The following is a 12,827-nucleotide window of genomic DNA, read 5'->3' as shown; positions in this document are numbered from 1 at the left end:
CGGAAGGTCGGAATCATGTCAACGGTCAACAATGCCGTCCGAGTGGCGGCCCTGTCATTGCTGACTACCGCCGCGCTCACCCTCGGTCTCGTTCCGCAGGCGAGCGCGACACCACCGAGCATTCCCAGCACCGCCACCGCGAAAACGGAACTGGCCGCGCTCACCGTGGCGGCCGACGGGTCCATGACGGGCTATTCACGGGACCTGTTCCCGCACTGGATCACGGTTTCGGGTGCCTGCAACACCCGTGAGACCGTGCTCAAGCGGGACGGCACCAGCGTCGTGGTCGATTCGAGCTGCGCGGCCACGTCCGGCCGCTGGTTCTCCCCGTACGACGGCGCCACCTGGACCGCGGCGTCCGACGTGGACATCGACCACATCGTGCCGCTCGCGGCCGCGTGGCGCTCTGGTGCGCGGAACTGGACCACGGCGAAGCGGCAGCAGTTCGCGAACGACCTCGCCGGACCGCAGTTGATCGCGGTCACGGACAACGTGAACCAGGCCAAGGGCGACCAGACACCCGCCACCTGGAAGCCGCCGCTGACGTCGTACTGGTGCACCTACGCGAAGATGTGGACGCGCACGAAGTACAAGTGGGCGCTTACGGTGAACACCTCGGAGAAGACCGCGTTGCAGGACATGCTCGGAAGGTGCTGATGGCCGAATACTCGTCACCGTTCGTCGCGGGCCCCGGCGGGATCATGACCGACGACGTCGGCGTGATCACCGGAGAGCTCGAACTGCGCACCGCGCTGGCCGAGGACGGGCTGACGGTGCGGACCGAGGTGCGCTACGAAGGCGCTGACGAGTGGTACGCCCTCACCGGTGGCTCCTGCGCGCTGAAGGACCCCGAGGACCTGTCCGCGGTGCACGAGCTGCTGGTGGGCGTGCTGAACCGGCCCGAGGGCTGACCTGGGTCGAGGCCGCCGCTCACGGCTTCCCGGTGAGCGGCGGCAGCGCCTGGACGGCGTCCGCGCGGGACAGGCCGGTCGCCTGGAGCAGGTCGACGGCGAGCGAGCGGATCTGCGCGAGGACGACCCTGGTGGAGAACCCGTCGCCGCCCAGCTCGGTCGTGGTCGCGGTGCTCGCCGCGTCCCGCACGGCCTTGCGCGTCCGCTCCGGCCGGTCGCCACCGGCGAGTTCGGTCCGCAGGAGGTCCACGGCGTCCGCGTAGGCGCGCAGGACGTCGGGGAGGTTGTCCGGGACCTGTTCGCCGTCCCTGATGGCCGCCAGGGCCCGGCGCGCCAGCACCCTGGTGTTGCGCAGCGCGTAGTCGACGGGCACCGCGGCCTCGCGGTAGTGGTCCAGCTCGTTGCGGCGGTGCCAGCGGATCGGCGCGATGGTCGCGATCTCCTGGCCCGCCTTGAGCGCGTCCTTGAAGTCCTCGATGGCGGTCTGGCTCTTGCGGAGCTGGGCGAGCGCGTCGGAGGCCTTCGCGGTGTCGTGCTCGGCCACGGCGCTCGCGATGCCGCGCAGTGCCGTGGACAGCTCGCCGAGCACGACCTTGCCGTGCCGGTGGGCGATGGTGAGCGGGTTCGCCGGGAGCAGCGCCGTGACGGCCAGCCCGACGACGCCGCCGATCAGCGCGTCCACCATCCGGTCGAAGCCGCCGTTGGAGCTGGGCGGCAGCAGCGTCGCCACCAGCACCGCGGACGAGCCGGACTGGAGCGCGATCACCGCGCCGCCGTCGAGCAGCACGGCCGCCGACATCGCCAGCGCCACGACCAGCGCGATCTGCCACGGGCCCGAGCCGATCTGCGAGATCAGCACGTCCCCGACGCCGACACCGACCGAGACGCCGACGACCAGTTCGGCGACCCGGCGGGGCCGCTGCCCCAGCGAGACGCCGAGGCAGACGACCGCCGAGATCGGCGCGAAGAACGGGTGCGGGTGGCCGACCAGCGCCGTCGCCACGAACCACGCCAGCCCCGCGGCCAGCGCGGCCTGGAGGATCGGCAGCGCGGTGCGCCGCCACCGCTGGAGCCTGCGCCCCAGCTCCGCACGCACCGCGCCCATCGATCAGCTCAGGCCGAGCGCGGCGGGCGCCTGGGGGTCGCTGTCGGCGAGGAACTTCGAGCAGCGCTCGTACTCCTCGGTCTCCCCGATCTCGTCGGCGGCGCGGGCCAGCGCGGCGAGCGCCCGCAGGAACCCCTGGTTCGGGCGGTGCCGCCACGGCACCGGGCCGAAGCCCTTCCAGCCCGCGCGGCGCAACTGGTCGAGCCCGCGGTGGTAGCCGGTGCGCGCGTAGGCGTACGCCGCGACCGGGTCGCCGCCCTGGAGCGCGCGCTCCGCGAGCAGCGCCCACGCCTCGCTGAAGTCGGGGTAGGCGCGGACGATCTTGCCCGGATCGGTGCCGCCGTCGGAGGCGGCCTGCGCCTCCGGGCGCTCCGGCAGCAGGGTCGGGTCCGGTCCGAGGAGGTTGGTCATGGGGTAATCGTGCCCCACGAGCGCGGTCAGGACAGGAACACCCCGGCCGCCACGGCCACCGCCGCGAGCACCAGAGCTGACACGAGCACACCCGCGACGACCTTCTTGCCCATCGTGATCTCCTCCGACTCTCAGCGGGTTCTCAGCGCCGAACCTTCCCGCGTGCGGCTGTTCGGATCAACGATACTCACCCGTTCGGGAGATCGCTCTGGCGTTCGCGCAGCTCAGGACCTTCCCCTAGGGGTAGACGTCGGAAAGACCAGGGGAGGGCGCACTTCCGGGCGGCCCACCGGTCGACGCATCATGTCCGGGTGAACACGGGGGTAAGGGCACGTGTCGCGGACTTCCGCGACCAGTACTGGGAGCGCGGCGAGCCCGGCCGCGAGACGCCCGCGGAGCTCGCGCGGCTGCTGTACCGGCTGTGGCTGGTGGGCCTGCTGCTGAAGCTGCTCGGCTCGTCGTGGGACGTCGCGTGGCACTTCAAGTGGCTGCGCGACGAACTCGCGCCACCGCACATGATCAACACCGTCGGCACGGTGGTCGTGGTCGGCCTGACGATCTTCCACACCTTCACCGGCTACGGCGTGGACCGGATCGCCCTGCGCCTGATGCAGTGGGGCACCGGTGTGTTCCTGATCGCACTGCCGATCGACCTGATCAACCACCGGATCAACGGCCTGGACATCACGTCGTGGAGCGGCTCGCACGCCCTGCTGTACCTGGGCACCGGCATCATGCTCGCGGGCGCGATCCGCGGCTGGCTGCGCCACTACCCGACGGGCCGCGCGGGCACGTGGGGCCTGGCCGCGCTGTGGATGTTCTTCCTGGAGAACACCTGGTTCCCCAACCAGCACCAGGAGTACGGGGTCATCGCCCTAGGAGCCTGGGACGCGGGCAAACCCGAGGCCGAACCGATCCTCCTCCAGTTCGCCGCCGACCAGATCGGCCGCCCGGTGGACCGGACCGCGGTGCTCGGCTTCGCCCTGCCGATCGCGGACTGGGTGTACCCGCTGTGGGGCCTGGTCTCCGCAGGCGTGGTGCTGGTGCTGGCGAGGCGCACCATCGACCGGCGCTGGGCCGCCACCGCCGTCGCGGGCGGGTACGTGGTCTACCGCTGCCTGATCTGGCCGATCCTGATGGGCGTGGACTTCCCGACGTCGGCGGTACCGCTGTTCCTGGTGCTCGTGGGTCTTTGCGTGGACGTCGCACACCTGGCTTCACTCCCGGCTTTGTCGGTGGCCCTGCTGGGGTCGGCGGCCGTCACGGGGATCGGGTACGGCGGGATCTGGGCACAGCAGCAGTGGGTGCAGGCACCCCCGATCCTGTACCCGTCGGCGGTGGCGACGTTCGGCTTGCTGGCCGCCGGGTGGGTCGGGGTGGACTACTGGATGCGACGGCGGGTGGCCGCGGCGGTTTAGTCGCGGAACACCAGCCTCAGGTAGCGCTCGACCGCTCGACCGACGATCCTGCGGAACGACTCGATCCCCGCCAGCGCTCCCACGGCCATGAGGGCGGGCAGGAAGAAGTTCGTCGTGAGCGCGCCCGAGGTCCCGGTCAGCGCGCGCGTCAGCAGCACCGTGCCGAGCAGCAGCACGAGCAACGAGAGCACGTAGCCCCCGCGGGCCGAGGCGGGTGACGCGAGGACGAGCGCCGAGTACTGCTGTGGCCGGAACAGCCTCTGGCTCGGCGGCGCCGCCGTCTCCTTCGGGTAGAGGCTGGCCAGCGCGTCGACGACGTGGGTGGTGAACACCGAGTTCTCCGGCGGCAGTTCGCCCACCAGGAACGCGCGGGTCGCCACCGGGTCGAACGGCACCGGCGTCAACGACTGCGCCCCGAACGCGCTGGTGCCCTCCCGCCGCGCCACCGTCGGATCCTCGAAGACCTTGTTCAGCACGAACCCGGCGATCTTGTGCCCGAGGTTCCGCTCCCCCAGCACCTCCGCGAGGTGACGGGTGGCCTGGAACGACGTCGTGTCGGGCTCGGACACCAGGATGATGTCGTCCGCCACCCGACCGATCGCGAGCGTCTCGTCGTCGATGCCGCCGCGGCAGTCGACGATGACGATCGACTGCGGACCGGCCGCCACGTCCACCACCCTGGCGAGCGCGTTCTGCAACGCGACACCGGGGTTGTACCGGTCGGAGGCGAACTGCTCCCCCGCCCGGTGGGTCAACCGGCGGAAGTCCCCTACCGGGAGAAAGAACGCGTCGATCGAGCGGGCGGGGAACTTCACGCGCTGGAGGTAGCGGTCCTTCAGCTCGACCGCGCCGACCTTCGGGGCGTTGACCACGGCGTCGCCGAGCAGGAGGTCGGTGAGCCCGTTCCGGATGTTCCGCACGTAGTTGAGGGCCAGGAAGTACGAGAGCCCGCCCGTGCCGAGGTCGCCGTCGACGAGCACGACCTTGTCGAACTCACCGGACTTGGCGGACCGGGCCAGCACGGAGGCCATCGTCGCGGCCACCATCGTCTTCCCGGACCCGCCCTTGCCGGACATGATCGCGATGATGCGGCCGCGGGCGCTGTCGGCTCTGAGCGATCGGGAGGCTGTGTCGCGGTCGTTCATTTCCCCTCACCCTTACCGTCTTTCGGCACTGCCGGGCCAACTGCCGGGTGGTCGAGCGGTCCTCGCCGCTTCAATTCCTCGAGCACCTTCCGGTACTTCTCCTTGAGAGCCCGTTCGGATCTGCTCCGGACGCGGTTGGACAAGCGGATGACCGCGAGCATCAAGGCCGACGACGTGATCGCCATCAGTGAGCTGAAAACGCAGAGGGAGGTGAATTGGCCGGGGTCCACGCCGAACCGCTCGACGAAGAGCTGGTGGATCGTCCGCCCCGCGCCGAGACCCGCGACCAGCAGGCAGATCAGGTAGAACGTGAATCCGAAGGTGACCTCCTGGTTGGAGGCGCGGATGGTGACGACGGCGGGGATCTTGACCTGGAAGAGCTGGCCGTTCTGTCCGGAGAGCCGCAGGCCCTGCGCCGCCAGCTTCCCCGCGATGATGACGGCCACGGGAGCCAGGACGACGTAGGAGAAGAAGAACCTGAAGGCGTCTTCCATCCAACTCGGGTCACTGGACACGGTCGTTTGCTGGAAGATGATCGGCCTGTCAGGCGACGACATCATTTCGACCCCCTTCCCACCGACGGTCCACCGAAATCGGATTCGATGACCTAATCGAGAGGGTGTCGAAGGCTGTTACGACACCGGGGGAAAGCGAATCTTCTGTCCATCAAATGACAACGAAAACGCCCCCGGAGCCAAGGCTCCGAGGGCGTTGACCGTGACGAGAAATCAGCCGGCGATCATGCGGCCGGACGACTTCAGGTGTTCGCACGCCTGCGCGATGCGGGCGCCCATGCCCTGCTCAGCCGCCTTGAGGTAGCTGCGCGGGTCGTAGACCTTCTTGTTGCCGACCTCGCCGTCGATCTTCAGCACACCCTCGTAGTTGGTGAACATGTGCTGCACGATCGGGCGGGTGAAGGCGTACTGCGTGTCCGTGTCGATGTTCATCTTCACGACGCCGTACGAGAGCGACTCGTGGATCTCCTCCAGCAGCGAGCCGGAGCCGCCGTGGAACACGAGGTCGAAGGGCTTGGAGCCCGCGGCGAGGCCGAGCTTCTCCGCGACGGCGTCCTGGCCCTGCTTGAGGACCTCGGGGCGGAGCTTCACGTTGCCCGGCTTGTAGACGCCGTGCACGTTGCCGAAGGTCGCGGCCAGCAGGTAGTGCCCGCGGTCGCCCGCTCCGAGCGCGTCCACCGTCTTCAGGAAGTCCTCGGTGGTCGTGTAGAGCTTGTCGTTGATCTCGTTGTCGACGCCGTCCTCCTCGCCGCCGACGACACCGACCTCGATCTCCAGGATGATCTTCGCCTTGACGGCTTCCTGGAGCAGGTCGGCCGCGATCTGGAGGTTCTCGTCGAGCGGCACCGCGGACCCGTCCCACATGTGGGACTGGAACAGCGGGTTCTCGCCGCGGGCGACGCGCTCCTGGCTGATGCCGATCAAGGGGCGGACGTAGCCGTCCAGCTTGTCCTTGGGGCAGTGGTCGGTGTGCAGCGCGATGTTGACGGGGTACTTCGCCGCGACCACGTGAGCGAACTCGGCCAGTGCGACAGCGCCGGTGACCATGTCCTTGACCTTGGTGCCGGACGCGAACTCCGCACCACCGGTCGAGACCTGGATGATGCCGTCGCTCTCGGCCTCGGCGAATCCGCGGAGTGCCGCGTTGAGGGTCTCGGACGAGGTGACGTTGATCGCGGGGAAGGCGAATTCGTTCGCCTTCGCGCGACTGATCATCTCGGCGTAGACCTCGGGGGTTGCGATGGGCATCGGTCGTCCTCCTCAGGTGCCCTGAACGCCGTATCAGTGGGCATCCTACGACGCCACCCGACCGATACAGTTGATCATGGGCCCTCTTGGCGATCGGAGTAAGCCGAAACTGTCGCTCACCTGCGCGAAACGGGCCGTTAAAAAAGCTCCTTGGCCAGCTCCCGGAACGCCTCGCGGTCGTGGCCGCCGTCCGGCGTGACGACCTGCACGGCGACGTGGTCCGCCCCCGCGTCGAGGTGCGCACGCAGGCGGGCCGCGACCTGCTCGGGCGAGCCCCACGCGACGAGCGCGTCGACCAGCCGGTCGCTGCCGCCGTCGGCGAGGTCGGCCTCCTCGTACCCCAGCCGGAGCCAGTTGCCGGTGTAGTTCCGCAGCCCGAGGTACAGCTCGATCGACTTCCTGGCCAGCGCGCGGGCGGCGACCGGGTCGGTCTCCAGCACGACGTGCTGCTCGGGCGCGAGGAGCTTGCCCGCGCCGAGGAGTTCACGGGCGGTGGCGGTGTGCTCGGGCGTGACGAGGTACGGGTGGGCGCCCGCGGTGCGGTCGGCGGCGAGCTTGAGGACGCGCGGGCCGAGCGCGGCGAGGACGCGGCGGTCGTCCGGCACGTCCAGCTCGTCGAGGTAGCCCACGAGCTTGTCGTACGGCTTCACGTACTCGCTGACGGCCTCGGGGTGGCTCGCGCCGACGCCCACCAGGAACCGGCCGGGGTGCTCGGCGTCGATCCGCCGGAAGGTGGCGGACAGCCGTTCCGCCGGTTCGGCCCAGACGTTCACGATGCCGGTGGCGACGGTCAGCGCGCGGGTCGTGCGGAGCACGGCGGTCACGGCGTCCAGGTCACCGCCGGGCGACCCGCCGAGCCACAGCGCACCGTAGCCGAGCTCCTCCAACTCCGCGGCGGCGTCGCCCTCCGCCTCCCAGAGCCCAGCCCGGCTCCACACCCCGAAAGATCCCAGTTCCACGGCCACGTCTGCTCCCCGTTCGATCGGTTCCGGCCCCTGCGACAACGGGTCCTCGGAGCGATTTAATCCACGCGGTGCGCCACAGGGCCGAAAGGTACGTTCGATCCATGGCGAAACTCGGCAACAGCGATCTGGACGTGTCCCGGCTGACGCTCGGCGGCAACGTCTTCGGCGGGAACGCGGACGAGGAGCAGTCGTTCGCGGTGCTCGACGCGTTCACGGCGGCGGGAGGCAACTCCGTCGACACGGCGGACCTCTACACCGGCGGCGCGTCGGAAACGATCATCGGCCGGTGGCTCGCGGCTCGCGGCAACCGCGCGGACGTCGTGATCGCGACCAAGGTCGGCATGGTCAAGGGGATGGACAACCTCAAGGCCGAGAACATCAAGGCGGCGGCCGAGGGGTCGCTCAAGCGGCTCGGCGTCGACCACATCGACCTGTACTACGCGCACCAGGACGACCTGGACACGCCGACCGAGGAGTCGCTGGCGGCGTTCGACGAGCTGGTGCGGGCGGGCAAGGTCCGGCAGATCGCGGCGTCGAACTTCTCGGCGGAGCGGCTGGCCGCGGCGCTGGAGATCTCGCAGCGCGAGGGCTTCGCCCGGTTCGTCGCGCTCCAGCCGGAGTACAACCTCGTCGTGCGCTCGTCGTACGAGGGCGCGGTGGCGGACGTCGTGGCGGCCAACGGCCTGTCCACGCTGCCGTACTTCGGCCTGGCGAAGGGATTCCTGACCGGCAAGTACCGGCCAGGCGTCGAGGTGGACAGCAAGCGGGCGGCCGGTGCGACCAAGTACCTGGACGACCGGGGGCTGCGGGTGCTGGCGGCGCTCGACGAGATCTCCGCGGCGCGGGCCACGTCGATCGCCGCGGTGGCGCTGGCGTGGCTGACGGCGCAGCCGAACGTGCCGTCGGCGCTGGCCAGCGCGCGCACCCCCGAGCAGTTGGCGGAACTGGTGCCCGCGCTCGACCTGGCGTTGTCACCGGCCGAGGTGCAGAGGCTGACGGACGCGAGCGTTTAACTCACCAGTAGCTTACTGACGGTAAGTTGGGCTACGGTGGCCTTCCGAACAGCTTCGGGAGGTCACCGTGGACGTCAACGGCAAGGTTGTCCTGATCACCGGCGCGGCCAGGGGGATCGGCGCCGACGTGGCCCGGCGGCTCGCCGCCCAGGGCGCCAGGCTCGCGCTGGTCGGCCTGGAGGGCGAGCAGTTGGCCGCCGTCGCGGCCGAGTGCGGCGGCCGGGCGTGGGAAGCCGACGTCACGGACTGGGAGGCGCTGGAGGCCGCCGTCGCCGGGGTGGTCGAGCACTTCGGCGGCATCGACGTCGTCGTGGCCAACGCGGGCATCGCGTCGGCCGGGTTCGTCCGCTCCATCGACCCCGCCGCGTTCGAACGGGTCGTCGAGGTCAACCTGCTCGGCGTGTGGCGGACGGTCCGCACGTGCCTGCCGCACCTGGTCGCGAGCCGCGGCTACTGCCTGGTGGTGTCGTCGCTCGCGGCGATCGTGCAGATCCCCGGCAACGCCGCCTACTCGGCCGCCAAGGCGGGCGTCGAGGCGTTCGCGAACAGCCTCCGCGCCGAGGTCCGCCACCTGGGCGTCGACGTCGGCATCGCGTACTTCTCCTGGATCGACACGGACATGGTCAACGGCGCCGACGAGCACCCGGTGTTCGGCCCGATGCGCAAGGCCCTGCCGGGGCTGGCGAGCCGCAAGTACGACGTGTCCGACGTCGGCAAGGCCGTGGTCAAGGGCATCGGCAAGCGGGCGCGCGCGGTCCACGTGCCCGGCTGGGTCGGGCGGATCAAGGTGCTGCGGGCGTTCACGCCGGTCGTCGTGGAACGGCGGTCGGCCGGGGTCGTGCCGAAGGGCGACAGGGCGATGCTCGACGACATCGCGAAGCGCGGGGCCGTCGAGTCGTCCCGACCGGTCGGTCCGGGCGGTCGGGCGGCGATCCGCTAGCCCGCCGAAATACCGTGCAACATTTCTGCTCACCAATCGCGTGGAGCGGCGTGAGGGCGTCACCGAACCGGTGACCGCCCGTCGAACCGCGAGGAGCAGAACATGCGCAAACGTCTGGTGTTGGTGGTCGGGGCGATCGTGCTCGGCGGCGTGGGGCTCGCCGTGCCCGCCATCGCGGGCGCCGTGAGCGGCAACGACCCCGCCCCGGTCGCCACGGCCACGGCGCCACCCGCCGCCGTGCCCGCCGAACCAGCCCCGATCGCGGTCCCGGCGGAGACCGCCGACCCGGTCGGCCGGCCTCCGACCGCGGTGCCCGCCGAGACCGTCCCGCCCGCCGCCGAAGCGCCCTCCGCGGTGCCCGCCGAGGCTCCCTCCGCGGTGCCCGCCGAAGCCGTCCCGGAGGCGTGGACGCCGCAGGCCGCCGAAGCGCCTTCCGCGGTGCCCGCGGAGGCAAGCCCCCAGGCGGCACCGCACGACGCGCCCACCGCCGTCGAACGCTGATCCACGCCGCCAGGAGACCCGAGCCGGAGACCACCACGCGGTGACAGACCTGAACTGGAACGTCGAGTTCACCGACCACTTCACCCGCAGCGCCCGGTCGATGCGCTTCACGGCGTACCTGCTGTGCGGGAACTGGTCGGAGGCCGAGGACGTCGTGCAGTCGGCGTTCCTCAAGCTGTACCTGGCCGGGCCGAGGGTGGCCCGCCGGGAGGGGCTCGACGCCTACCTGCGCCAGATCGTGGTCCGAACTTTCATCACCGAGCGGCGGCGGGTCCGCTGGCGCCGGGAGCGGCTGGTCGGGGAGCCGCCCGAACTGCCGGAGCCCGATTCGTCCAACGAGGTGCGGATCGTGCTCTGGCAGGCGCTCGGGTCGGTGCCCGCGCGGCAGCGGGCCGTGCTGGTGCTGCGGTACTGGCACGACCTGAGCCTGGAGGACACCGCGGTGGCGCTGGGCTGCTCGGTGGGCACGGTGAAGAGCCAGGGCAACCGGGGCCTGGCCACGCTCCGGCGACGGCTGGGCCCCGCGTTCGACGAGCTTCGGATGGAGGTGCGACGTGGTGCGCGAGGATGACCTGAGGGACGTGTTCGGCGCGCTGCACGCCGGGAGCGACCCCGACCTGGGGTTCGACGTCACCGACGTCGTCCGCGCCGGGGAACGGGTCCGACGGCGGCGGCGGACGGCCGCCGCCGTGGGCAGCGGGCTCGCCACGGTCGCCGCCGTCGTGGTGGTGATCGTGCTGCTGCCGGGGGAACGCGGTCCGGTCCCGGTCGAGCCCGCGGGCCCGGACGTCGGGTGGACGACGACGACCGAGCCGGTGCCGTCGACCACGGCCCCGAGCGCCGAGGCCCCGCCGAGCGCGGCACCGCGCGACGTGACCCCCGCCGAACCCCACGAGGGCACCCCGCCCTCGGCCGCGAGGGAAGTGCCGCGGGCGGACCCGGTGGAGTCCTAGGTCAGCAGTGAGCCCTTGATGGCGTTCCACTCGCGCACGGTCGTCTCGGAGAGCACCTGCGCGCCCGCGTACGGGTCGGCGGCGAGGTAGCCGCGCAGCTCCGCCTCGTCGGCCGCCTCGTACACCAGCAGCGCGCCCTCCATGTCGGCGTACGGGCCGGAGAGCAGCAGGACACCCTTCTCCACCAACGTGTCGAGGTAGTCCCGGTGCTTGGGCCTGACCTCCGCCAACTTGTCCCGATCTGGCCCGTAGACGATCTGGACCGCGAACTTGGGCATGCGCACCTCCGGCGAGAACCTGTGTTGCCGAGCCGAAGCTACCCGGCGACCGGTACCGTCCTCCTCGTGGTCGGTCCCGAGCAGAACAACAGCGGCGTCGTGCGCGTGCAGGACACGCTGACCAACCTCCGCATCCAGGACGGCGCGGCTCCGGCGCCCGCCGGTCCCCTGACACTGGAGGACCTCTACCGCCAACACCGGATGCGGCTGGTGCGCCTCGCGCTGCTGCTGGTCGACGAGCCCGCGACGGCCGAGGACGTGGTGCAGGAGGCCTTCACCGGCCTGCACCGCAACTGGGGCAACCTGCGCGACGCGCAGGCGGCGCTCGGTTACCTGCGTACCGCGGTCGTCAACGGCTCGCGCAGCGTGCTGCGCCGCCGGAAGACCGCGCGCGACTACACACCCCCGCACGCCGTGAACGCGCGTTCGGCCGAGAGCCTGGCGATGCTGACCGCGGAGCACCAGGCCGTGGTCGCGGCGCTCCAGCAGTTGCCGCCGCGGCAGCGCGAAGTGCTCGTGCTGCGGTACTACGGCGACATGTCCGAGGCGGAGATCGCCGAGGCCACGGGCATCTCGAAGGGCACCGTGAAGTCGACGGCCAGCCGGGCGCTGGACGCGTTGCAGAAGCTCATGGCCCGCTAGACGCGCTGGACCTCGACACCGCGTTCCAGGTACGGCGCCACGGCCTGGTCGGTCGCGGCCGCGTCGGTGATCAGCACGTCCACCTGGTCGGTGCCGATGATCTTCGCGAGCGCCCTCCTGCCGAGCTTGGACGAGTGCGCGACCACGACGACGCGTTCGGCGTGCGCGGCGAACACCCGGCACAGCTCCGCTTCGCCCTCGTGCCGGGCGGTCGCGCCCAGCACCGGGTCCAGGCCGTCGACGCCGAGGAACGCCAGGTCCAGTGACAGCTCGTCGGCGATCCTGGCGGCGTACGGGCCGATGAGCTGGTACGACCGCGGTCGCGCGACACCGCCGGTGACGACGAGCTTCACGCGGGGGCGGACGGCGAGTTCGCCCGCGATGTTCAGCGCGTTCGTCACGACCGTCACGTCGAGGTCCGACCTGGTCGCCAGTCCTCTCGCGACCTCCGTGGCCGTGGTGCCGCCGGTGAGCCCCACGACCGAGCCGGGGCCGGCCAGCGCCGCCGCCGCTCGGCCGATGCGCTGCTTCTCGTCGGTGCCCGCCGAAGTCCGGTACCGCATCGGCAGGTCGTAGGAGACGGCCTGGGTGACCGCGCCGCCGCGGGTGCGGCTGAGGAGCTGCTGCTCGGCCAGGTGGTCCAGGTCCCTGCGGATGGTGGCCGCCGAGACGCCCAGTTCGGCCGCGACCTCGTCGGTCCCGAGGCGGCCCCTGGCGGCCAGCAGCTCCAGCAGTGCCGTCAGCCGTTCGTCCCGGTTCACCGCCCCCATGATTCCGCGACC

17 protein-coding genes are annotated in these 12,827 nt (G+C 71.0%); 9 read left to right on the top strand and 8 right to left on the bottom strand.

The features are described from left to right. Positions 1 to 15 precede the first annotated feature (15 nt). Positions 16 to 657, top strand: coding sequence for an HNH endonuclease family protein (locus tag NZH93_RS28620; RefSeq protein WP_259626329.1), 642 nt, complete (start codon positions 16 to 18; stop codon positions 655 to 657). Next, on the top strand, positions 657 to 911 hold the full coding sequence (locus NZH93_RS28615; protein WP_259626328.1) for a hypothetical protein: 255 nt from the start codon (positions 657 to 659) through the stop codon (positions 909 to 911). Before NZH93_RS28620 ends, NZH93_RS28615 begins: the two co-directional genes overlap by 1 nt. 19 nt (positions 912 to 930) lie before the next feature. Here NZH93_RS28615 and NZH93_RS28610 read toward each other — a convergent pair whose 3' ends face one another. Then, positions 931 to 2,016, bottom strand: coding sequence for an FUSC family protein (locus NZH93_RS28610; protein WP_259626327.1), 1,086 nt, complete (start codon positions 2,014 to 2,016; stop codon positions 931 to 933). A gap of 3 nt (positions 2,017 to 2,019) precedes the next feature. Next, positions 2,020 to 2,427 carry a DUF3151 domain-containing protein gene (locus NZH93_RS28605; RefSeq protein WP_259626326.1) on the bottom strand — a complete coding sequence of 136 codons (408 nt, stop codon included), beginning with the start codon at positions 2,425 to 2,427 and terminating at the stop codon, positions 2,020 to 2,022. 311 nt (positions 2,428 to 2,738) lie between these two features. Between NZH93_RS28605 and NZH93_RS28600 the strand changes: the two genes are divergently transcribed. Next, complete coding sequence (locus NZH93_RS28600; RefSeq protein WP_259626325.1) at positions 2,739 to 3,845, top strand: hypothetical protein; 1,107 nt, start codon at positions 2,739 to 2,741, stop codon at positions 3,843 to 3,845. Here the strand turns inward: NZH93_RS28600 and NZH93_RS28595 are convergent. The 4 genes from NZH93_RS28595 to NZH93_RS28580 all read right to left on the bottom strand — a co-directional run bounded on the left by NZH93_RS28595 (position 3,842) and on the right by NZH93_RS28580 (position 7,718). Continuing rightward, a complete protein-coding gene (locus NZH93_RS28595) occupies positions 3,842 to 4,990 on the bottom strand; it encodes a CpaE/TadZ family protein (protein ID WP_259626324.1) in 1,149 nt (382 codons plus the stop codon). The genes NZH93_RS28600 and NZH93_RS28595 overlap by 4 nt on opposite strands. Further along, the gene (locus NZH93_RS28590) at positions 4,987 to 5,505 is read right to left on the bottom strand and encodes a hypothetical protein (protein ID WP_259626323.1); all 519 of its coding nucleotides are present in this window, start codon (positions 5,503 to 5,505) and stop codon (positions 4,987 to 4,989) included. The genes NZH93_RS28595 and NZH93_RS28590 overlap by 4 nt, the downstream gene beginning before the upstream one ends. A gap of 213 nt (positions 5,506 to 5,718) precedes the next feature. After that, entirely contained in the window at positions 5,719 to 6,753 is a 1,035-nt protein-coding gene (fbaA, locus tag NZH93_RS28585; protein ID WP_259626322.1) for a class II fructose-bisphosphate aldolase, read from the bottom strand. Positions 6,754 to 6,890: 137 nt separating this feature from the next. Next, positions 6,891 to 7,718, bottom strand: coding sequence for an LLM class F420-dependent oxidoreductase (locus NZH93_RS28580; protein WP_259626321.1), 828 nt, complete (start codon positions 7,716 to 7,718; stop codon positions 6,891 to 6,893). Positions 7,719 to 7,819: 101 nt separating this feature from the next. Between NZH93_RS28580 and NZH93_RS28575 the strand changes: the two genes are divergently transcribed. The 5 genes from NZH93_RS28575 to NZH93_RS28555 all read left to right on the top strand — a co-directional run bounded on the left by NZH93_RS28575 (position 7,820) and on the right by NZH93_RS28555 (position 11,125). After that, a complete protein-coding gene (locus NZH93_RS28575; RefSeq protein ID WP_259626320.1) occupies positions 7,820 to 8,731 on the top strand; it encodes an aldo/keto reductase in 912 nt (303 codons plus the stop codon). A 67-nt stretch (positions 8,732 to 8,798) separates the two neighbouring features. Further along, positions 8,799 to 9,671, top strand: a complete 873-nt coding sequence (locus NZH93_RS28570) for an SDR family oxidoreductase (RefSeq protein ID WP_259626319.1) — start codon at positions 8,799 to 8,801, stop codon at positions 9,669 to 9,671. A 102-nt stretch (positions 9,672 to 9,773) separates the two neighbouring features. Next, complete coding sequence (locus NZH93_RS28565) at positions 9,774 to 10,172, top strand: hypothetical protein (protein WP_259626318.1); 399 nt, start codon at positions 9,774 to 9,776, stop codon at positions 10,170 to 10,172. Between the two features lie 49 nt (positions 10,173 to 10,221). Then, positions 10,222 to 10,743, top strand: a complete 522-nt coding sequence (locus tag NZH93_RS28560) for a SigE family RNA polymerase sigma factor (protein ID WP_259626452.1) — start codon at positions 10,222 to 10,224, stop codon at positions 10,741 to 10,743. Then, the gene (locus tag NZH93_RS28555; protein ID WP_259626317.1) at positions 10,730 to 11,125 is read left to right on the top strand and encodes a hypothetical protein; all 396 of its coding nucleotides are present in this window, start codon (positions 10,730 to 10,732) and stop codon (positions 11,123 to 11,125) included. The genes NZH93_RS28560 and NZH93_RS28555 overlap by 14 nt, the downstream gene beginning before the upstream one ends. Here NZH93_RS28555 and NZH93_RS28550 read toward each other — a convergent pair. Beyond that, the gene (locus tag NZH93_RS28550; RefSeq protein WP_259626316.1) at positions 11,122 to 11,403 is read right to left on the bottom strand and encodes a YciI family protein; all 282 of its coding nucleotides are present in this window, start codon (positions 11,401 to 11,403) and stop codon (positions 11,122 to 11,124) included. The two genes, NZH93_RS28555 and NZH93_RS28550, sit on opposite strands and share 4 nt — an antisense overlap. A 66-nt stretch (positions 11,404 to 11,469) precedes the next feature. Between NZH93_RS28550 and NZH93_RS28545 the strand changes: the two genes are divergently transcribed. Further along, entirely contained in the window at positions 11,470 to 12,045 is a 576-nt protein-coding gene (locus NZH93_RS28545) for a SigE family RNA polymerase sigma factor (protein WP_259626315.1), read from the top strand. Here the strand turns inward: NZH93_RS28545 and NZH93_RS28540 are convergent. Next, entirely contained in the window at positions 12,042 to 12,806 is a 765-nt protein-coding gene (locus NZH93_RS28540; protein WP_259626314.1) for a DeoR/GlpR family DNA-binding transcription regulator, read from the bottom strand. The genes NZH93_RS28545 and NZH93_RS28540 overlap by 4 nt on opposite strands. Positions 12,807 to 12,827 lie beyond the last annotated feature (21 nt).

This window comes from Umezawaea endophytica (assembly GCF_025061645.1).
Classification (GTDB): domain Bacteria; phylum Actinomycetota; class Actinomycetes; order Mycobacteriales; family Pseudonocardiaceae; genus Umezawaea; species Umezawaea endophytica.
This window is presented reverse-complemented; position numbering and strand designations above follow the sequence as displayed.

Excerpts from the sequence above, each read along its gene's own strand:
- NZH93_RS28565 (WP_259626318.1), top strand. The coding sequence starts at position 9,774 with ATGCGCAAACGTCTGGTGTTGGTGGTCGGGGCGATCGTGCTCGGCGGC.
- NZH93_RS28615 (WP_259626328.1), top strand. The coding sequence starts at position 657 with ATGGCCGAATACTCGTCACCGTTCGTCGCGGGCCCCGGCGGGATCATG.
- NZH93_RS28605 (WP_259626326.1), bottom strand. The coding sequence starts at position 2,427 with ATGACCAACCTCCTCGGACCGGACCCGACCCTGCTGCCGGAGCGCCCG.
- NZH93_RS28620 (WP_259626329.1), top strand. The coding sequence starts at position 16 with ATGTCAACGGTCAACAATGCCGTCCGAGTGGCGGCCCTGTCATTGCTG.
- NZH93_RS28550 (WP_259626316.1), bottom strand. The coding sequence starts at position 11,403 with ATGCCCAAGTTCGCGGTCCAGATCGTCTACGGGCCAGATCGGGACAAG.
- NZH93_RS28575 (WP_259626320.1), top strand. The coding sequence starts at position 7,820 with ATGGCGAAACTCGGCAACAGCGATCTGGACGTGTCCCGGCTGACGCTC.
- fbaA (WP_259626322.1), bottom strand. The coding sequence starts at position 6,753 with ATGCCCATCGCAACCCCCGAGGTCTACGCCGAGATGATCAGTCGCGCG.
- NZH93_RS28595 (WP_259626324.1), bottom strand. The coding sequence starts at position 4,990 with ATGAACGACCGCGACACAGCCTCCCGATCGCTCAGAGCCGACAGCGCC.
- NZH93_RS28610 (WP_259626327.1), bottom strand. The coding sequence starts at position 2,016 with ATGGGCGCGGTGCGTGCGGAGCTGGGGCGCAGGCTCCAGCGGTGGCGG.